The organism is Mesorhizobium sp. M0239, assembly GCF_040321815.1.
Classification (GTDB): Bacteria; Pseudomonadota; Alphaproteobacteria; order Rhizobiales; family Rhizobiaceae; genus Mesorhizobium.
Genome location: NZ_JAMYSG010000024.1, coordinates 1 through 19631 on the forward strand (window position 1 = coordinate 1; position 19631 = coordinate 19631).

The following is a 19631-nucleotide window of genomic DNA, read 5'->3' on the forward strand; positions in this document are numbered from 1 at the left end:
CGAAGTCCCTTCCCCACAAAAACTATCGCGCGCCTACGCACTGACAAGAGCCGGTAAGGCGGCCACTTGCCCGACATGGATTGCGAAATGACAAAAACAGCGCATTGCTCCGCCGGCGCGCGAAACGATATCTCATCCCAAATCAGACCGAAGCCGTTCAGAACGAACAGCTCGCCACCCGCCCACAACAAGAATTTCAATTAGTAATGCCTTATGGAACTTTGGGCTGGCGTTTCATTTCATAGGCATGGAGGCCACTGTAATCCAGTGAATTGGATCTCGAGACAGTTCCGGCACAAGGCCGACAAGGCGTCCCTTTCACGTAGCTTGAGCCAACCAAAAGAAAGACCTGCTTCGCGGTTCGGCGCGTCCGCCATTTCTGACAAAATCGATGTCCGCTTCCAGGCCGGCAAACACACAACCCAAACGACAGGAATGAGGGCGCTTTGCGGACATTCGCATAAGCCCAAAACTGGACCTACATCGAGCCGGCCTATCAACCTGCTGCTGGGCATATTCAACAGCCTTTCGGAGCGCGTGCAGGGCAAGATCGGCGTCCCGTGCCGAAGGGCTTAAAGAAAGACAAGGCCGAGAGAATCAAGCCAGGCTTGGTCGGCCGGGTCAAGTTTTTCTGAAGGGCGAAGAAAAACTGCGCCATGCAAAGCTGCTGGACTACCGTGAAGAATAACTAACATTGGCGAGGGTACTGCCAACGTTGAGGAACAGAACCGTGTGCCTGACGTTGTGCCGGATCGACGTCTAGGAGAAACGGCATGGTGGCGCCACGCGCGGTCTGGAAGGGCTTTCTGAGGGTTGGTTCCGTGTCATGCGGGGTGAAGATAGTTGGTGCCACAAGCGAGGCATCCAAGATCCACTTCAAGATTTTGAACCGCAAAGACGGTTTACCCGTCAAGAGCGCTTATGTCGATGAAGAGACCGGCGATGTTGTCGAAGCCGAGGATCAGATTAAAGGCTATGAGGCGGACAAGGACGATTTCATCCACGTCGAGCCGGACGAGATCAAGAAACTGAAGCTTACGTCGCAGCATACACTTGACGTCGATTCCTTCGTTCCGGTTGCCGAGATCGACACACGTTATCTGGAGAAACCATACTACTTGATCCCGGCAGACGGTGCCTCCCTGGAGGCCTTTGCCGTCCTGCGCGATGCGATGGCCAAGAAGCGCGTTGCGGCACGCTCCTGCGTCGTACTCTATCAGCGCGGGCGCGAAGTGTTGATACAGCCGCTTGAAAAAGGGATGTTGCTGACCGAGCTACGGACCCACAATGAGATGACATCGGAAGACACCGTCTTCGACGATGTGAAGAGCGCAAAATATGATTCGGATTTGCTCGAAATCGCGGGGCTCCTCATCGACAAGAAGGTGACGAAGTTCGATCCTTCGAAATTCGAGGACACCTACGAGGACGCGTTGATTGCCATGATTGACGCCAAGCGCAAGGGCAAAAAACCCCCGAAACCGGTACCGAAACCCAAGGAGAACGTGGTCGACTTGGCCTCAGTTCTTCGAAAGAGCCTCGCCAAGGAAGGGCTCGGCCAAGATCGGCCAAAGGCCAATAGCCGCAAATCAGCTTAGGTGCTGGAACCGGCACTCGTTCGTTGCTCATCCATATCGCTTGCCGAGAAGCGGAGCCTTGAGCGCGTCTAGCTGATCCTGAAGGCGGCCTTTCTCCACGATCATTCCCTCAGGGCCTTCGCAAACGGCACCGTGCACTGCTCCGTTGCCTCGCTAGACAGATTCACCACTAGCATTTTCGGGAAGAGCCGCGCTCGTGTCCGCACCGTCTGACTGGCGCGTAACATGCTGTGTAACAATCGATTCTTAGATTTCTTGATTTGCTTGGATCGGAGGCAAGAATCGAATCCCACTTTCTCCGCCAGACGTCGAATTGTCCAGCCCGGAGACATGGGTAGCAGTTTGTACCTAAGACACGATGACAACCTCGTGCTCGGTTGCAAAGTCCTCTGTTCCAAGTCGATATATCCGAACTGCGAGTCATCGCCTCGATCACGAGCGCCCGGTTGCGTCAGGCTGACTTTGAAGTTCGGATGGATGACGGTCATTTCCTCTCGGGAGCGCTCCGCCGAACATCTCCATGGTCCTTTCAATGAGGCGATAGATAGCCAGGCTGCGCCGACTGTAGTCGCGGCCAATGGATGGAGGAAGTGATCGTTGATGACGGCCGGCCGCCCTGCATTCAGGCGGCTCGTCTTGTGGGCGGGGGTGACCCGGCTCAGCATGTTGGCGCTGGATCGCTCAACGCTTTCGTCACCCCGCCCAGTTCAGCCGGCGGTGCTCGGCACAGGCGTGTTAAGAAGTTGCTGCTCCCAGAGGTACGCGATGCCGCTGCCAGCGGCGTGCTGCTTGAGCACTTCCGTCTCGCCGACGTGCTCGGTACGCGCCCAGTCGCGTTGCCACTCCGATGCCAGCGCCAGCCAGGTCATCATGTTTGCGCCGGCCGCGATCATGCGTTGGATGGCGACCTCGTGCGCTTCGACCGACGTGCCGCCCGAGGCGTCGGCGATGACCGTGACGTCCCAGCCTTCGCCCAACGCCTGGATAACCGGCATGGCGACGCAGATCTCGGTCCACAGGCCGGCGATGATGAGCTGCTTGCGGCCGGTCGCCTTGACCGCGTTCACGACCTTCCTGTCTTCCCAGGTGTTGATGAACGTCCGGTCGCCATCGTCACAAAGGCGATATCGCTGACGCCGATCTTTTTCCTCGGCTTCTCGGAAGCGTCGATCGCCGTCTTTTCGACTATCTACCTTGGACATACGCTGCTTGTGCATTCAAACGTGCGGATTCCGTTCGGCCCCTTGAAGTGGCTGATCGCCAGCCCGCAGTTCCATCGCTGGCACCATCCCAACCAGCGCGAAGCCTATGACAAGAACTTCGCCGGGCAGTTGCCTTTCCTCGACATGCTGTTCGGCACCTACAATCCCACCGGTGACAAGGTGCCGGACAAGTACGGCGTCGACGATCCGATCCCTTCCACCTATTTCGGTCAGATCGGCTATCCGCCCCTGCGCCGTAGGAAGCTGCCGAACCGGGCAGGTGCCGAACACCGAAGCCTGACAGCTGGCCCGACGGTGCGGTATCCACCCCGATCCGCTTTCGGGCCGTAGAACGCCGAACCACAGGAAGGCTTTTCGCGTCGAATCGGCTAAACCCTGCGGCATGAACGAGACGTCTCTCTATGCGCCGGTGAAGCGGTTCCTCGAAAGCCTCGACTTCGTCGTCAAAGGCGAGATCGACGGCTGCGATGTTGTTGCATTGCGCGAGGGGGAGCCGCCGGTTGTCGTCATCTGCGAGTTGAAGCTGCAGTTCAATCTTGAACTGGTGCTGCAAGGTGTCGATCGCGCGGCGGCCTGCGACGAGGTGTGGCTGGCCGCGCGCATGTCGGCCCGCGGCAAGGGCCGCGAAAGCGACGCCAGATTCCGCAATCTCTGCCGCCGGCTTGGCTTCGGCCTGCTTGGCGTGACCGCGACGGACCGGGTCGAGGTGCTTCTCAGCCCGATCGCGCTGGCGCCGCGCAAGAATGCCCGCCGGCGCTCTCGCCTGGTCGACGAGCACCAGCGCCGTCGCGGCGATCCCGTTGTGGGAGGAGGATCGCGCAATCCGATCATGACGGCCTATCGCCAAAGCGCCCTCGCCTGCGCTGCGGCCATGGTGGACGGACCCAGGCGGCCGCGAGATCTGAAGGCGGTGACGCCGATGGCGCCGAAAATCCTGCAGCACAATGTTTATGGCTGGTTCGCGCGCGTCGACCGCGGCCTTTACGATCTCACCGATGCCGGCCGTGCCTCTTTGGTCCGTTGGCCGCAGGCGTCGCACGACGAATCCCGACACGCAATTTTGAACGCACCGGCCATATGATTGAAGATTCCGGCGGCGCTCGCGGCGGCCTCTCGGTTGATTTCTCCGACAAAATATGTTGCTTGTCCCGCCCATGAAGAAGCTCTGCATGACCGCCTTGGCGTCAGTGACACTGAGTTTTCCAGCCAGCGCAATGGACAATGCATTGCGCGCCGGTCTGATGAAACTCGATCCCCAAACCCGTCTTGAACAGCGTTGCGATGCCGAAGTGCTCGACCGCATCACCCATGACGACCGCAAGTTCAAAGCCGATCGCGTCGTCGCCTACGCCTTCGCGACGCCCGAGATGGGTGCCGATGCCATCAAGAGCCCGGGTGCTGCGTTTCGCAGCAAGGGGCAGTGGTACCGGCTGAAATTCAAGTGCCAGACCGCACCGGACCATATGGAAGTTTTGCAGCTCCGCTACCGGATCGGGGACGAGATTCCAGAAGCCGACTGGGCAAAGTACAATCTCTACGATTGATTTGTGATCTGCCATGGTTTGCCTGGCTGTCGCGAGTGCCGCGAAGCCGTGATCCGGCTTGACGCAATGCTGCTTCGGTGATGCAGCCACGCGTGATCCCTTGACGCCAGGGGACCACCAAGTTAGGGCCTCTGGATAATCGACGAACACTCGGCAAAATCAGCAAGGGCTTCCTGTCGATGGACATTTTTTTCAGCGCTGCCAGTCTGACCGCCCTGCTGCAGGTCATCGCCATCGACCTCGTGCTGGCCGGCGACAATGCGATCGTCATCGGCCTCGCCGCGGCCGGCTTGCCCGCCGAACAACGCAAGAAGGCGATTCTTCTCGGCGTGGTGGCGGCAACGGTGCTGCGCATCGGGTTTGCCGCAATTACCGTCAAGCTGCTGGCGATCGTCGGCCTGCTGCTCGCCGGCGGCATCCTGCTGCTGTGGGTCTGCTGGAAGATGTACCGCGAGTTGCGTACGTCGCATGCCGATGAATTGGAAGCGACCGAGGCACTGTCGAATTCGGACCTCAACAGCGACCAGGCGGTCGCCGGCAAGACCAAGCGCAAGACCCTTGGCCAGGCTGCCTTGCAGATTGTCGTCGCCGACGTGTCGATGTCGCTCGACAACGTGCTGGCGGTGGCTGGAGCGGCGCGCGATCATTTTCCGGTGCTGGTCATCGGCCTTGTGTTGTCGATCGCCCTGATGGGGCTGGCCGCGACTTTCATTGCCAAGCTGCTGCATCGCCACCGCTGGATTGCCTATGTCGGCCTGCTGATCATTTTCTATGTGGCTGTGGACATGGTCTATCGTGGCGCGGTGGAGGTCTGGCCGCATGTAAACGGTGCGGTCGGCTGAGGCTGGCGGACATCGGCATCTTCACTCAGTGGAAGCAAGACCGCCGTGCGTTTTGCCGCATCGCGGGTCTGCCCATACCAATGCCGCAATAAGTGTGGTACTGCGCCGGCAATCCTGAAAAGCCCGGAAACGCTCTATGTCCGCTCCACGCGTGAGTTTTGTCAGTCTTGGATGCCCGAAGGCCCTTGTGGATTCGGAGCGCATCATCACGCGCCTGCGCGCCGAAGGTTACGAAATCGCCCGCAAGCATGACGGCGCCGACCTTGTCGTCGTCAACACTTGCGGCTTTCTCGATTCCGCTCGCGACGAGTCGCTCAACGCCATCGGCTCCGCGCTTTCGGAAAACGGCCGGGTGATCGTCACCGGTTGCCTGGGTGCCGAGCCGGACGTCATTCGCGAAAAGCACCCCAATGTGCTGGCGATCACCGGGCCGCAGGCCTATGAGAGCGTGATGGCTGCCGTGCATGAGGCTGCGCCGCCTTCGCACGACCCTTATGTCGATCTTTTGCCGCCGCAGGGTGTCAAGCTGACGCCGCGCCACTACGCCTATCTGAAAATTTCCGAAGGCTGCAACAACCGCTGTACCTTCTGCATCATTCCGGCACTGCGTGGCGACCTCGTCTCGCGGCCGGCGGCCGATGTGCTGCGCGAGGCCGAGAAACTGGCCAAGGCCGGGGTCAAGGAACTTCTGGTCATCTCGCAGGACACCAGCGCCTACGGCATCGACATCAAGTACCAGACGTCGATGTTCGGCGACCGTGAGGTGCGCGCAAAATTCCTCGATCTGTCCGAGGAACTGGGCAAGCTCGGCATCTGGGTGCGCATGCACTATGTCTACCCCTACCCGCATGTCGCCGACGTCATCCCGCTGATGGCAGAGGGCAAGATCCTCCCTTACCTGGATATCCCCTTCCAGCACGCTTCGCCGCAGGTGTTGAAGAACATGCGCCGGCCGGCACACGGCGAAAAGACGCTCGAGCGCATTCGCGGCTGGCGTGAGGTCTGCCCGGATCTGGCCATCCGCTCGTCCTTGATCGTCGGCTTCCCCGGCGAGACGGACGACGATTTCGAGATGCTGCTCGACTGGCTCGACGAGGCCAAGATCGATCGCGCCGGCTGCTTCAAATACGAGCCGGTCCGGGGCGCCCGCTCCAACGATCTCGGTCTCGAACAGGTTCCCCAAGAGATCAAGGAGGCGCGCTGGCACCGCTTCATGCAGCGCCAGCAGAAGATTTCGGCAACGCAGCTGGCCAGGAAGGTCGGCAAGCGCCTGCCGGTGCTGATCGACGAGGCGCACGGCACGTCGGCAAAGGGCCGCACCAAATACGACGCGCCCGAGATCGACGGCTCGGTGCACATCCAGTCGCGCCGCCCGCTGCGCCAAGGCGACATCGTCACCGTCAAGATCGACCGTGCCGATGCGTATGACCTCTATGGTTCGGCGGTCTGACGGTCCGTATTTACTACATCTGGCGATAATTCAGCCGTCTTAACCCGCGCAGCCGCGATCCGCTCTATGGTTTGTGGACCGTAGATGCGGGAAATGCGGATGAACACCAGACCTGCGGAACAAAATTACATCGCGACGCTGGACCTGCTCAGGCTGGCGGCAGCACTTGCCGTCGTGTTCTTCCACTATTTCTTTCGCGGCGCTGCCGCCGAAGGCTACCTTGCGCAAGGCTATCCGCTTGCCGCACCATTCGCCCTCTACGGCTATCTCGGCGTCAACCTGTTCTTCCTGATCAGCGGTTTCGTCATTGCCTGGTCGGCGGAAAACCGGAGCTGGGATCAGTTTGCGATCGCGCGGTTCGTTCGCCTCTATCCGGGTTTTCTGTTCTGCATGACGACCACCTTCGCGATTGTCTTCCTTGTCGGGTCGCCGCTGCTTTCGGCCTCTTTCGTTCAGTATGCCGCCAATCTGTCGATGTTCGCGCCGGCCTTCGGCCAGCCCTTCATGGACGGCGTCTACTGGTCGATCGTGCTTGAACTGGTGTTCTACGGATGGATCACGCTGGCCCTGTTCACCGGGCTCTTCCAGAAACGCAAGCTGGAGCTGATCTTCATCTGGCTGGCGATCTCGGCCTTGAACGAGTTCTTCATCGGCAGCGGCGGAGCCAGGCTGCTGTTCCTCACCGAGTTCGGCCCGTTCTTCGCCGCCGGCGTGCTGGTCCACCAAATCCATTCGCATGGCCGTTCTGTGCCGGCCCTGCTGCTGCTTGCCGCCGCGTTCCTGATCTCCTGCGGAACGCTATCGGTGACGCAGCACTGGATGCTTGGCCACTACGGCATTGCCGTTGCCTCGGCCAATCTCGTCGTCGCCAACGTCGTCATGCACGCGGCCTTGATCGGCGCGGTGCTGCTGCGCGACCGTGTCAGGGCATCGGGGCTCACTCTGGCGCTGGGCGGGCTGACCTATCCGCTCTATTTGCTGCACCAGGAGATCGGCTATCTCGCCATCAATGCGGCAACGCCCCTTGTCGGCAAATGGATTGCCGCTCTTGGTTGCGTCGTGCTCATGCTTTTCATTTCGTGGGCGATCTGGCGCACCTGCGAACAACCGGTACAGCGGTTGCTCAGGTTTTGGCTCGGCCGCGCGGTCGATGCCGGACGAACGCGGTTTCGTCGCCCCTCTGCCGGCGCACAGCCCGCCGAATGAAGAAGGGCGCCTCGCGGCGCCCCTCCGTCTCATGTCTCGCGCTGCTTATTTCGGCAGCTTGTCGTCGACGCCTTTCACATAAAAATTCATGCCGAGCAGCGTGCCGTCGTCGGCGACTTCACCATCCTTCAGCCACGGCGTGCCGTCCTGCTTGGCAACCGGTCCGGTGAAGGGATTCCAGCCGCCGGCGATCTTCTTTTCGGTGGCTTCGGCCATCGCCTTCACGTCGTCGGGCATGTTGGTGTAGGCCGACATCTTGACGGCGCCGTCCTTGATGCCGAGCCAGACATTGTCCGGCTTCCAGGTGCCGTCGAGCGCGGCCTGGACGCGGCTGATGTAATAGGGACCCCATTCGTCGGTGAGCGAGGTCAACTGCGCGTTCGGCGCGAACTTGATCATGTCGGAGGACTGGCCGAAGCCTTTCAGCTTGCGCTCCTCGGCCACCTGCAGGGCAGCGGTGGAATCGGTGTGCTGGACGATGATGTCGGCGCCCTGGTCGAACAGCGCCTTGGCAGCGTCGGCTTCCTTGCCCGGATCGAACCAGGAGTTCACCCAGACGATCTTGGCCTTGAAATTCGGGTTGATCGACTGCGCGCCGAGCATGAAGGAGTTGATGCCCATCACCACTTCGGGGATCGGGAAGGAAACGATATAGCCGGCGACCCCTGCCTTCGATTCCTTGGCGGCGATCTGGCCAAGAATGTAGCGGCCTTCGTAGAAGCGCGCATTGTAGATGCCGAGATTGTCAGCGGTCTTGTAACCGGTGGCGTGCTCGAACATCACTTTCGGGAATTTCTTGGCGACCTTCACTTCCGGGTCCATGAAGCCGAAGGAGGTGCCGAAGATGATCTTGCAGCCTTCGCGTGCCAGGCGCTCGAAAGCACGGTCGGCATCGGGGCCTTCCGAGACGTTTTCGAGATAGGCGGTCTCGACCTTGTCACCGAGCGCCTTCTCCACCTCGAGACGGCCCTGGTCGTGCTGGTAGGAGTAGCCGAAGTCGCCGATCGGGCCGGTGTAGACCCAGCAGGCCTTCAGCTTGTCCGCGGCCTCGGCCGTCGCTGCCAGCGACATGGCGGCGGTCGTGGTCATCAGGGCAATAAGCAGTTTTTTCATCGTGTTACCTCTCTGAGTTAAGCCTTGGAGCTTCCCGTTTGTTTTTATTGTCAACGATCCGGAACGAATGGCTGCCCCAAGGAAGCCGGCGTGTTCATCATCGTCAGACGCTTGTTGCGCGAGATTAGAACGAGAACCACGACGGTTGCCAGATAGGGCAGCGAAGAAAGGAACTGCGAGGGCACTGGAATGCCAAAAGCCTGTGCATGAAGCTGGCCGATCCACACCGCGCCGAAGATGTAGGCGCCGGCCAGCACCCGCCATGGCCGCCAGGAGGCGAACACGACCAGCGCCAGCGCGATCCAGCCGCGGCCGGCACTCATGTTCTCCACCCATTGCGGCGTGTAGACCAGTGAGAGATGGCCGCCGGCGAGACCGGCACAGGCGCCGCCGAAGATGACCGCGAGGTAGCGATAGCGGATCACCTTGATGCCAAGCGCATGCGCCGAGGTGTGGCTGTCGCCGATCGAACGCAGCGTCAGTCCGGTCCGGGTCTTGAACAGGAACCACATGACGGCCGCGGTGAGCGCAATCGAGATGTAGAAGATCGGATCCTGCCCGAACAGCAGCCTGCCGACCACAGGGATTTCCGTCAGGCCGGGAATGTAGAGGTTGGGCAGCCTTTCGCCGGGCTGGCCGACGAAGCTGGTGCCCATCATGCCGGACAGGCCGAGGCCGAGCAGCGTCAGCGACAGGCCGGTCGCCACCTGGTTGGTGGCCAGCGACAGCGTCATGACGGCAAACAGCAGCGAGAATACCGCGCCCATGGCGATTGCCGCCAAAAGGCCGATCCAGGGCGAACCGGTGAGATAGGTCGCGCCGAAGCCGCCGACGGCGCCCATGATCATCATGCCTTCGACGCCGAGATTGAGCACGCCGGAGCGCTCGACCACCAGTTCGCCGATTGCCGCGATCAGCAGCGGCGTTGCCGCGGTGGCGATGGTCAGAAGGATGTTTACGGTGATGTCCATCAACGGGCTTCCTTCAGCTTCGGTGCGGCTTCGAGTTTGGCCACGCCTTCCGGTTTGGTCAGCGCCAGGCCGATCACGCGGATGCGGTAGTGGATGAGCGTGTCGCAGCCGAGCACGAAGAACAGCAGCATGCCCTGGAACACCCGCGCCACCTTGTCGGAGATGCCGAGCGCGCTTTGCACCGCTTCGCCGCCGAGATAGGTCAGCGCCAGCACCAGTCCGGCGGCAACGATGCCGAGCGGGTTGAGACGGCCGAGGAACGCCACGATGATGGCGGTGAAGCCGTAGCCGGGCGAGATGACGGGCTGCAACTGGCCGATGGCGCCCGAGACCTCGGAGATGCCGGCGAGTCCCGCCAGCGCGCCTGACAGCAGGAAAGCAAAAAAGACCATGCGGTTGAGGCCGAAGCCGGCGAAGCGCCCTGCCCGCGGGCTTGAGCCCAGCACGCGCACCTCAAAACCTTTCAGCATGCGGCTCATCAGGATCCAGACCAGCACCGCGGCGATCAGCGCGAAGACAAAACCCCAGTTTGCCCGCCCGGCATCCGGCATCAGCTCCGGCAACACGGCCGAATCGTTGAACTGGATGGTCTGCGGGAAACCATGACCCTGCGGATCGCGCCAGGGTCCGCGCACCAGCCAGTCGAGGAAGAGCTGCGCGACATAGACCAGCATCAGGCTGGTCAGTATCTCGTTGGTGCCGAAGCGAGTCTTGAGCAGAGCAGGGATCGCCGCATAGGCCGCGCCGCCGACCATGCCGAGCAAAAGCATCAGCGGTAGCACCAGCGGACCTTCGAACTGCGGAAACAGCACCGGAATCATCGAACCGGCAATGCCGCCGAGGATGAACTGGCCTTCGGCGCCGATGTTCCAAATGTTGGCCTTGTAGCAGACCGACAGGCCGACAGCGATCAGGATGAGCGGCGCTGCCTTGATCGCCAGCTCATGCAACTGCCAGACCTGGCTGATTGGCTCGATGAAATAGATATTGAACGCGGTCAGCGGATTGACGCCGAGCAGCGCGAACATGACGGCGCCGGCAATGATGGTCAGCGCGAAGGCGATGAACGGCGACAGGGCCGAAAACAGCATGGAACGCTGCGGGCGTTTGACGAGTTCGAGGCGCATCATGCCGTCTCCAGCGAGTGTTCGGCGTGGCCTGGTTCGGCGCCGCCCATCAGCAAACCTACCTTTTCGAAGGTTGCCTCGGCGATCGGCATCGGCTTCGACAGCTCGCCATTGTGCATGACCGCGATCGCATCCGATATCTCGAACAGCTCGTCGAGATCCTGGCTGATCACCAGCACCGCCGATCCGCTGCGCGACAGCTCGATCAAGGCCTGGCGGATGTGGACGGCAGCGCCCGCGTCGACGCCCCAGGTCGGCTGGTTCACCACCATGACGCTTGGCCGGCGGTCGAGTTCACGGGCGACGATGAATTTCTGCAGATTGCCACCCGAAAGGGCCGCAGCCTCCGGATCCGGCGCACTCTTGCGCACATCCATCGCCTCGATGATGCGCTGGGAGGCGGCTTGGATGGCACCGCTCTTCACCATCCCGCCGGAACCGACGAACGCCTTGCCGTCGGTGGCATGGCGCGACAGCAGCAGGTTTTCAGAAAGCTTCATGCGCGGTGCCGCACCGTGGCCGAGGCGCTCCTCCGGCACGAAGGCGGCGCCCAGCAGTCGGCGTCCGGTGATGCTAAGGCCTCCCGCATCCTTGCCACGAATGCGCACCGAGGCGGCATTCTGCTGCAGCACTTCGCCTGAAACGGATTCGAAGAACTCGCCCTGGCCGTTGCCGGCGACGCCGGCGATGCCGATCACCTCGCCAGCGCGGACGTTCAGGTTGATGCCCTTGAGCGGTATCGAGAACGGTGTTGCCGGTTTGCGATTGAGATTGCGGATTTCGAGCAGCGGTGGCGCCTTGTCGATGCCCTCGACCGGCGCGCGCACCACGGCCTGCACCTCGTTGCCGACCATCATGCGAGCCAGCGAAGACGCGGTTTCCTCGCGCGGATTGCAGTGGCCGACGACCTTGCCGTGGCGCAGCACGGTGGCGCGGTCGCAGATGCGTTTGACCTCTTCGAGCCGGTGCGAGATGTAGAGGATGGATTTGCCTTCCGAACGCAGGCGCTCCAGCGTCTCGAACAGCTTGTCGGCTTCCTGCGGCGTCAGCACCGAGGTCGGCTCGTCCAGGATGATGAGCTGCGGGGTCTGCAGCAGGCAGCGGATGATCTCGATGCGCTGGCGTTCCCCCACCGACAGGTCGCCGACCAGCGATTCAGGATCGAGCGGCAGGCCGTAGCTGAAGGAAAGCGCCCTCGCCTTCGCAGCGATGCTGTTGATCGGCGAGCCGTCGTCCAGCGACAGGGCAATGTTTTCGGCCGCGGTCAGCGCCTCGAACAGCGAGAAGTGCTGGAATACCATACCGATACCGAGTTTTTTGGCGACGCCGGGGCTGGAAATCCTGACGGCCTGTCCGTTCCAGAAGATCTCGCCGGCATTGGGCTCCAGCGAACCGAACAGCATCTTGACCAGCGTCGACTTGCCGGCGCCGTTTTCGCCGAGCAAAGCGTGGATTTCACCTCTGGCGATGTCGAGATCGATGTGATCGCACGCCGTCAGCGTGCCGAATATCTTGGTGAGGCCACGCACCTCGAGCAGGTTCGTGCCGTCCTGATTTGCACTCACAGTGCCTCCCATCTGGTTAGCCAGACATGTTCTGTGTTCCCGCAGGCATGGTAGGCGCGGCCGGCTCTCATCGGAAAGCGGCACGCGTCTTGAAAGAGCTTCAAGAATTTCAGCGGAAATTCAAGGGATAGCAAGGCAGAACGAACTAAGGGATGAGAATGGTCGTCCCTGTGGTCCTGCGGCCCTCGAGATCGGAATGCGCCTTGCCGGCGTCTTTGAGCGCATAGCGCTGGTTGATCTTGATCTTGACGGCGCCACTGAGCACGACTTCGAACAGGGCAGCGGCGGAGGCCTCGAGGTCTTCGCGCTTTGCGTTGTAGACGAACAGCGTCGGCCTTGTAGCGAACAACGAGCCCTTCTGAGCCAGCAATGACATGCTGAACGGCGGTATAGGTCCGGAGGACTGGCCGAAGCAGACGAACATGCCGAGCGGCCTCAGGCAGTCGAGCGAAGCCGGAAACGTGTCGTTGCCAACCGAATCGTAGACGACATCGCACTTCCTGCCGCCGGTGATGGCAGCAACCCCGGCGACGAAATCCTGTTCCTTGTAGTTGATGACATGGTCGAAACCATGCGCCCTCGCGAGCTCGATCTTGTCGGACGAGCTGGCGGTGCCGATGACGGTCGCGCCGAGGTGTTTTGCCCATTGGCCGAGGATCAGCCCGACGCCGCCGGCCGCGGCGTGGAACAGGATCGTGTCGCCTGCCTTCACCTTGAACGTCCGGCGCAGCAGATATTCCGCCGTCATGCCCTTCAGCATCATCGCGGCGGCCTGTTCGTCGCTGATGCCATCCGGAACCTTGACGACCCGGCTGGCATCGATGACGCGCTCTTGCGCATAAGCCCCCGTCGTCACCGCATAGGCGATGCGATCGCCCGGATTCAGCCAGTCGACGCCCTGGCCGACCTCCAGCACCACGCCGGCGGCTTCGCTGCCTGGCACGAGCGGGAAGCCGCCGGGCGGCGGATAGAGGCCAGAGCGATGATAGACATCGATGAAATTGAGGCCGATCGCGGTGTGCCGGACCAGGATCTGCCCGGATCCCGGCTGACCGAGGTCGGCGTCCTCGTAGGTCAGGACTTCCGGGCCGCCGTTGGCGTGAATGCGGATCGCTTTGGACATTGCTAGGCTTCCTGTGGGGCTAGGCTCTCTGTGGGAGTGGCTGATCAGGCCTTTTTGGCACCGAGATTGGGAAAGAACTGCATGATGCCACCGATGCAGGCAAGGTAAAGCCCGGTGATGGTGATGCCGATCTTGGTGAAGGTGCTGACCTGCTCGCCCAGCACGCCGATCTGATCGTAGAAGGCAGCGAGTGCCGCCTGGGCCAGGGCAAGCGCGCCGAAAGCGCACCACAAGAGAGTCATCCCAAGGTTGATGCGCCGCAGCCGCACCACCCGCACCGGGTGGATGAAGTTGATCGGTACGAAAGTCAGGACGCCGGCCACCACTACCACCGCAAACGAAACCCATTGTCCGGGCTCGATGACGAACAGGGTGAACACCACCATGTTCCAGACCACGGGGAACCCTTTGAAGAAATTCTCCTTCGTCTTCATGCCGGTGTCGGCATAGTAGATGGCGCTGGAGACGACGATGATCGCCGCAGACAGGAATGACAGGCCCTCGCCCATGAAGCCGCGCTGATAGAGCGCGAAGGCCGGGATCAGCACGTAGGTCACGTAGTCGATGATGTTGTCGAGCAGTTCGCCCGACCAAGTCGGCAGGATTTCCTTGACCTCGAGCTTCCGCGCGATCGGCCCATCGATGCCGTCGACGAACAATGCCAGCCCGAGCCACCAGAACATCGCCGTCCAGCGCTCTTCGCTTGCCGCTACCAGCGACAGGAAGGCCAGGAACGACCCCGAGGCGGTCAAGAGGTGGACGGAGAACGCCCTCGCCTGTGGCCAGGTGACCTTCTTTTTCGGGCGCGGAATCCGGTCCGTGATCTTTTTGGCGGCTTTTCGGGCCGTTGTGTTCTTGCTCACGGGCCCCGCCAATCCAGCTTGCAGATTTCGGCCGAACGGCCGGCGAAATTCCAGTTGCGGCCGAAAGCCCGCATCTTGCTCTTGTCGGACCTTGCCACGATGATCTCAGGCGCGATCCAGTATTCCGAATTGCTGATCACCGTATCCTTGTCGCGATCCTTGCCGGGGATGGGTGTCACCGCCCCGTCGATGATCCTCGGTATCTGGAAGATACGCGTCTTGTCACGCGTCTCATAGGTGATCGGCACTTGTTCGACGCCGAGGAATTTGCCGACGAGGATGGAGAGCAGCGATGTGGTTCCGCCTGCCTTGCCGGTGAAGATCTTGGTCAGCGCCTTGACCGCGTAGACAGAGGCGCGGCTGTCGATGAACAGGCCCGCGGTCCAGTTGCCGCGGCTCATGTAGCCGGGAATTTCCATGACCAGCCCGAGATTGAGGCCGGACAGATCTACTTCACCGAAATGGCCGGCATCGATGCGAAATCCCGCCCAGGTCTGGCAGTAGCCTTCGGTCGGCGGATGATTGCCAAGCGACAGCACGCAGGGGCAAAAAACCGTGCAATTGCAGGAGAGTACGAGCTCTCCCTTCATCGCCCAGCTCTGGTCTGCCATCGATTTTCCCCCACTCACAGCGAGACTACTAGCAGCGCGGCTGCCCAGACAAGCAGTATCGCACCGGCCAGCCGGGTTGGAACCCTGCTGGCGGTTTGTTTTTCGATCAGGGTGAACAGCCCGATCAACGCCATCCAGAAAATGTTCATGACGCCAACGGCGAACATCACCAGCATCAAGGCCCAGCAGCAGCCGAGACACCACAGACCTTGCGCGACACCGAGCCGAAAGATGTTAAGGGGCCTCGCGCTCCAGTTCGAAAACAGGACCGAGAACGGGTTCTTGCATTTCTTCAGGCAAGCCTCCTTCAGGCCGCTGAACTGGTAGAGGCCGGCAATCAGGAGAGCGATCGCACCGGCAACGCCGACGACCGGATCGAGCATCCCGGCTGACGAGGCGAATGCATGGACGGCCAGGGTCAGCGCCGCGAACATAATTGAAGCGGCGAGCCAGACGCTGAGGTAGCCGGCGACCAGCACCAGCGGGTGAACGACCGGTTCGCCCTTGATGCGAGCCGTGTCAGTGATTTCGCAATAGGTGCGGATCATCGGCGCCGCCGAAGGCAGCATCGTCGCGATCGCCATCAGGAACCACATGAAAACGAGCGCGCCGGCCTGCAAGCCGAGACTTGCGTCCAAAGGCACCGGTGAGAGGCACAGCACAAAGAACCGTTCCAGGAAATCGGGCAGCGGCAGTTGCGGCAGGCTGCGCAGGATCGTGTCGCCGGGGGCGCTGAAGCCTGCAATCCCGCCTTCGGCGCCGCGGATTGCCATCGCGGCAAGGGTCAGCCAGGCAAGCAGGATGCAAGCGCCGACAACGACGTTTACCGTGACGCGAGGATTGCGCGCGATGCCGGCCATGGCGCGGCCGGCGCGGTCGAGATGCCTGAAATCGTCCTGCTGGCCGGTCATGACATCCGAATGGGCCGAATCGCCGCGTTGATCAAGCGGCATGATCTGACCTATATGCTCATCGAACGGCAGGTCGGGTGGACCCGCCTCGCCTTGCAAGCCGGAAGCCGATCTTGGAGCATCAGCAAACTGCGCGGATACTGGTTGCCGGCACGGGGCCGGCAGGACTGATCGCGGCGCTCGGTTTTGCCGCCGAGGGTTTCCCGGTGACACTGGTCGGGCCGGAGGGCACCGCCCCCGATGGCCGCACGACGGCCCTGATGAATCCTGCCTTGAAAGTGCTCGACCGGCTTGGCGTGCTCGAAGCCGTCAAATCCAAGGCGGCGCCTTTGAAAGTGATGCGCATCGTCGACGCCACCAGCCGGCTGATCCGCAGCCCGGTCGTCACCTTCCGTGCCAGCGAGATCGACGAGGACCAGTTCGGGCTGAACCTTCCCAACAGCGTCCTCAACCCGGCACTCGCCAGCGCCGTTGCCGCGCATGCCGGCATCGACTGGCTGATGTCGATGGTGGCGAACTGGCATCTCGATGCCGAGCACGTCCATGCCGTCCTGGCCGACGGCAGCACGGTCGACGCATCACTGGCGGTCGCAGCCGACGGACGGCTGTCGCCGGCGCGCCAGGCCGCCGGCATCTCGACCTCGGCCCGGTCCTACCCGCAGGCAGCTCTCGTCCTCAATTTCGGCCATAGCGCCGACCATGCCTTCACCTCGACCGAATTCCACACCGAGACCGGTCCATTCACGCAGGTCCCGCTACCCGGCAATCGCTCCAGCCTGGTCTGGGTGGTCAAGCCCGAGACCGCGACCGACCTCGCCGCACTGGACGATGCGACGCTTTCTGAGCGGGTCGAACAGCAGATGCAGTCGATGCTGGGCCGGGTGACGGTCGAGCCGGGCAGGCAGATCTATCCGCTTTCGGCGGTGACGCCACTGCGTTTCGCCCGAGATCGGGTGGCGCTGGTCGGCGAAGCCGCCCATGTGTTTCCCCCGATTGGTGCGCAAGGCCTCAATCTCGGCATCAGGGACGTCGACGATCTAATTGGAATCGCTCGTGAAAATAGAGCCGATCCAGGTGCAGCCAAGGCGCTTGCAGCCTACGATTTCGAGCGCCGCCCCGATATTCTGGCGCGCAGCAGCGCGGTCAACCTGCTCAACATGTCGCTGCTTTCCGACATGCTGCCGGCGCAGATGGCCCGCGTTGCCGGGCTCGGTGTGCTCGGAGGCTTCGCGCCGCTTCGGGCTTTTTTCATGCGCGAGGGACTTCGTCCCGGCAGCGGTTTTGCCGCGCTTGCTGGCGGGTTAGGGAAACAGGTCCGGCGCTAGGATATTGTGCCGGATCAGGTAGAGCAGCCCGGTGACGGTCACGACCGACAGGCAGGTTGTGATCAGCACACTGGCCGACGCGCGCTGTACCCAGACGCCATACTGCTGGGCGATGACGAAGACGTTGGTGGCGGTCGGCAATGCCGCCAGAAGCACCGCCGAGAAGACCCATGTCTCAGAAAAATGGCCGATCCAGCTCAGCACGACATAGCAGAGCAACGGGTGCAGGATCAGTTTCAGCGCCGCAATCGGAACCATCTCATGCGGGACGCGATTGAGCGGCCTGAGCGCCAGGGTGACGCCCATGGCAAACAGCGCGCAAGGTGCGGCCGCCCGGGAAAGATATTCCAGAAGTCGCTCCACCGGCACGGGCGGTCGAAAGCCGATATAGGCGGCGCCGACACCCAGGGCGGTTGCGATGATGAACGGGTGCAGCACGATCTTGCGCACGACACCCAGCGCAAGCCGGAGAGGAGTGGTCTTCTCGTCGCCCGACAGCGCCATCATCATGGGCGCGATGGCGAAATGCATGATGTTCTCGAAACAGAAGATCAGGGCGACCGGCACAGCCGCCTCCTCGCCGAAGGCCAGCAATGCCAGCCCCGGTCCCATATAGCCGATATTGCCATAGGCGGCCGCGAGCGCCTTGATGGTCGATTGCGCTATCTCGCCGCGCGAGGTCAGCACCGACCCCATGAACATCAAGGAAAATATCATGAAGGTGGAGACGACCGAACCGAAGATGAAGCGCCATTCCGTCAGGTCTTCGAACGGCGTCCTGGCAAGCAGTTGGAAGAAAAGGGCCGGCAGCGCGACATAGACGATGAACGTGTTCATCCAGCCGAGCGCCTCCAGCGGCTGCCTGGTGATGCGCGCCACCAGAAACCCGACAAAAATCAAGCCGAAGAACGGAAGAACAAGACCGATGACGTCAGACATTTTTATGCTGGTCCGAAACCCTGGCGCCGGGCTAGCCCGTTGCTTGATAGGGCGTCAAGCGCCTCGGGATTGAATTGATGCGCGGTCTGCGCCAAATAAGCCCAAGGAATTCAGTGGTGAGTACGATGAAAACAGCCAAATTCGCAATCGGACAGGTGGTTCGCCACCGGCTGTTTCCATTCAGGGGCATTATTTTCGACGTCGACCCGCAATTCGCCAACACCGACGAATGGTACGAAGCCATCCCCGCCGACGTTCGACCGCGCAAGGATCAGCCTTTCTATCATCTGCTCGCCGAGAATTCGGAGACCGAATACATCGCCTACGTCTCCGAGCAGAATCTGCTTGAGGATCAGTCGGGTGAGCCGGTCCGGCATCCGCAGATCAAGGAGATGTTCGACAAGAGGCCGGACGGCGGCTACCAGCCGAAACGGCAGTCAAGGCACTAACCCGCGGAGAGACGGGCACAAAAAAAGCGGGGCATGACCCCGCTTCTTTGTTGGCCGGACGATATCGGCCGATCAGTTGGCGGTCTTCGCCTTGTCCTGCTCTTCCTTGAGCTTCTTGGCGAAATCCTGGTTGTTCTTGGCGACGAAGTCCTGAAGCTTCTTCTGCCGGTCCTCGATGTCCGACTGCTGCAACGCCGGGCCGTCATAGGCGCCGCTGAAGCCCTGCAGGGCGATCTTGATCGGATTGGGCTGGTTCTGGAAATTGACGGAAGTCAGCGTGATCGCCTGACCCTTCTTGAATGCCGCGACGAGCTGGTCGGTCAGCGGCACTTCGGCCACGCAACGATCCGGGAAGCAGATCACATAATCGAGCTTCTGCGCTTTGCCGGTGTCGATCTGCAGGCCGATGCCGGGAGGCACCAGACGGCCGGTCGGAACCGTCACCTGGAACACCTTGCGGTTCACCTTGCCCTTGAGCTCGATCAGGCTGACGCCGGTGACCAGCTGGCCGTTGCCGGCGGTGGTGATGTTCTGGACGTTGCAGATGTCGACGTCTTCCTGCTTGGTGCAGGCCTTGAACCAGCCTTGCGGAATCTGCTGTTGCTGCTGTGCGGAAGCGGCGGGGAGTCCTGCGCCCAGAAAGCCGATCACGCCAGCGGCCATGACCGACAGGCGGTACGCGTTGCTGTTCAGGCTCGTCATGTCGTGCACTTCCTCTCAAATGATCCCGGGACCGGCTTCTTCGTGCCGTGTGGTCCAGCTACCTGTTGC

20 protein-coding genes and 1 pseudogene are annotated in these 19631 nt (G+C 61.6%); 9 read left to right on the top strand and 12 right to left on the bottom strand.

All coding sequences use genetic code 11. The features are described from left to right. Positions 1 to 200: hypothetical protein (locus NKI99_RS23490; RefSeq protein WP_352612207.1), on the bottom strand; the 200-nt coding region annotated here is incomplete at its 3' end. A 573-nt stretch (positions 201 to 773) separates the two neighbouring features. On the opposite strand from NKI99_RS23490, the gene ku reads away from it, so the two are divergent. After that, complete coding sequence (ku, locus tag NKI99_RS23495) at positions 774 to 1598, top strand: non-homologous end joining protein Ku (protein WP_352612209.1); 825 nt, start codon at positions 774 to 776, stop codon at positions 1596 to 1598. Positions 1599 to 2305: 707 nt separating this feature from the next. Here ku and NKI99_RS23500 read toward each other — a convergent pair. Further along, positions 2306 to 2704, bottom strand: a pseudogene (locus NKI99_RS23500) (isochorismatase family protein); the annotation flags it as partial. Between the two features lie 33 nt (positions 2705 to 2737). Here NKI99_RS23500 and NKI99_RS23505 point away from each other — a divergent pair. The 6 genes from NKI99_RS23505 (at position 2738) to NKI99_RS23530 (ending at position 7863) form a co-directional block, all read left to right on the top strand. Further along, positions 2738 to 3151, top strand: a complete 414-nt coding sequence (locus NKI99_RS23505; RefSeq protein WP_502905559.1) for a sterol desaturase family protein — start codon at positions 2738 to 2740, stop codon at positions 3149 to 3151. Positions 3152 to 3203: 52 nt separating this feature from the next. Next, the gene (locus NKI99_RS23510; protein ID WP_128305837.1) at positions 3204 to 3902 is read left to right on the top strand and encodes a DUF2161 domain-containing phosphodiesterase; all 699 of its coding nucleotides are present in this window, start codon (positions 3204 to 3206) and stop codon (positions 3900 to 3902) included. 55 nt (positions 3903 to 3957) lie between these two features. After that, a complete protein-coding gene (locus NKI99_RS23515; RefSeq protein WP_032909322.1) occupies positions 3958 to 4365 on the top strand; it encodes a DUF930 domain-containing protein in 408 nt (135 codons plus the stop codon). Positions 4366 to 4544: 179 nt separating this feature from the next. Continuing rightward, positions 4545 to 5207 carry a TerC family protein gene (locus NKI99_RS23520; protein ID WP_023811892.1) on the top strand — a complete coding sequence of 221 codons (663 nt, stop codon included), beginning with the start codon at positions 4545 to 4547 and terminating at the stop codon, positions 5205 to 5207. A gap of 136 nt (positions 5208 to 5343) precedes the next feature. Beyond that, positions 5344 to 6657: a 30S ribosomal protein S12 methylthiotransferase RimO gene (gene rimO, locus NKI99_RS23525; RefSeq protein WP_352612211.1), complete on the top strand. Its 1314-nt coding sequence runs from the start codon at positions 5344 to 5346 to the stop codon at positions 6655 to 6657. A gap of 99 nt (positions 6658 to 6756) precedes the next feature. Continuing rightward, positions 6757 to 7863, top strand: coding sequence for an acyltransferase family protein (locus NKI99_RS23530; protein WP_352612213.1), 1107 nt, complete (start codon positions 6757 to 6759; stop codon positions 7861 to 7863). A 45-nt stretch (positions 7864 to 7908) separates the two neighbouring features. Here NKI99_RS23530 and NKI99_RS23535 read toward each other — a convergent pair whose 3' ends face one another. The 8 genes from NKI99_RS23535 to NKI99_RS23570 all read right to left on the bottom strand — a co-directional run bounded on the left by NKI99_RS23535 (position 7909) and on the right by NKI99_RS23570 (position 16189). Continuing rightward, complete coding sequence (locus NKI99_RS23535; RefSeq protein ID WP_023811889.1) at positions 7909 to 8976, bottom strand: BMP family ABC transporter substrate-binding protein; 1068 nt, start codon at positions 8974 to 8976, stop codon at positions 7909 to 7911. 50 nt (positions 8977 to 9026) lie between these two features. Continuing rightward, positions 9027 to 9947 carry an ABC transporter permease gene (locus NKI99_RS23540; protein WP_031213469.1) on the bottom strand — a complete coding sequence of 307 codons (921 nt, stop codon included), beginning with the start codon at positions 9945 to 9947 and terminating at the stop codon, positions 9027 to 9029. Beyond that, the gene (locus NKI99_RS23545) at positions 9947 to 11077 is read right to left on the bottom strand and encodes an ABC transporter permease (protein ID WP_352443144.1); all 1131 of its coding nucleotides are present in this window, start codon (positions 11075 to 11077) and stop codon (positions 9947 to 9949) included. The genes NKI99_RS23540 and NKI99_RS23545 overlap by 1 nt, the downstream gene beginning before the upstream one ends. Further along, the gene (locus NKI99_RS23550; RefSeq protein WP_352612214.1) at positions 11074 to 12651 is read right to left on the bottom strand and encodes an ABC transporter ATP-binding protein; all 1578 of its coding nucleotides are present in this window, start codon (positions 12649 to 12651) and stop codon (positions 11074 to 11076) included. Before NKI99_RS23550 ends, NKI99_RS23545 begins: the two co-directional genes overlap by 4 nt. Before the next feature lie 133 nt (positions 12652 to 12784). Then, complete coding sequence (locus NKI99_RS23555) at positions 12785 to 13762, bottom strand: quinone oxidoreductase family protein (RefSeq protein ID WP_352612216.1); 978 nt, start codon at positions 13760 to 13762, stop codon at positions 12785 to 12787. A 44-nt stretch (positions 13763 to 13806) separates the two neighbouring features. Continuing rightward, positions 13807 to 14625, bottom strand: a complete 819-nt coding sequence (pcsA, locus tag NKI99_RS23560; protein ID WP_023811884.1) for a phosphatidylcholine synthase — start codon at positions 14623 to 14625, stop codon at positions 13807 to 13809. Beyond that, a complete protein-coding gene (locus tag NKI99_RS23565; protein ID WP_023811883.1) occupies positions 14622 to 15236 on the bottom strand; it encodes a DUF1326 domain-containing protein in 615 nt (204 codons plus the stop codon). The genes pcsA and NKI99_RS23565 overlap by 4 nt, the downstream gene beginning before the upstream one ends. Positions 15237 to 15250: 14 nt before the next feature. Continuing rightward, positions 15251 to 16189 (bottom strand): DUF2182 domain-containing protein, encoded by a 939-nt coding sequence (locus NKI99_RS23570; RefSeq protein WP_352612218.1) that lies wholly within the window; start codon positions 16187 to 16189, stop codon positions 15251 to 15253. Between the two features lie 71 nt (positions 16190 to 16260). On the opposite strand from NKI99_RS23570, the gene NKI99_RS23575 reads away from it, so the two are divergent. After that, a complete protein-coding gene (locus tag NKI99_RS23575; protein WP_352612220.1) occupies positions 16261 to 17472 on the top strand; it encodes a UbiH/UbiF family hydroxylase in 1212 nt (403 codons plus the stop codon). On the opposite strand, the gene NKI99_RS23580 is transcribed toward NKI99_RS23575, so the two are convergent. After that, positions 17449 to 18411, bottom strand: a complete 963-nt coding sequence (locus tag NKI99_RS23580; RefSeq protein WP_352612222.1) for an AEC family transporter — start codon at positions 18409 to 18411, stop codon at positions 17449 to 17451. The two genes, NKI99_RS23575 and NKI99_RS23580, sit on opposite strands and share 24 nt — an antisense overlap. Positions 18412 to 18536: 125 nt before the next feature. Between NKI99_RS23580 and hspQ the strand changes: the two genes are divergently transcribed. Continuing rightward, the gene (gene hspQ, locus NKI99_RS23585; RefSeq protein ID WP_023811879.1) at positions 18537 to 18860 is read left to right on the top strand and encodes a heat shock protein HspQ; all 324 of its coding nucleotides are present in this window, start codon (positions 18537 to 18539) and stop codon (positions 18858 to 18860) included. A 72-nt stretch (positions 18861 to 18932) separates the two neighbouring features. On the opposite strand, the gene NKI99_RS23590 is transcribed toward hspQ, so the two are convergent. Next, entirely contained in the window at positions 18933 to 19562 is a 630-nt protein-coding gene (locus tag NKI99_RS23590) for an invasion associated locus B family protein (protein WP_027036590.1), read from the bottom strand. Positions 19563 to 19631 lie beyond the last annotated feature (69 nt).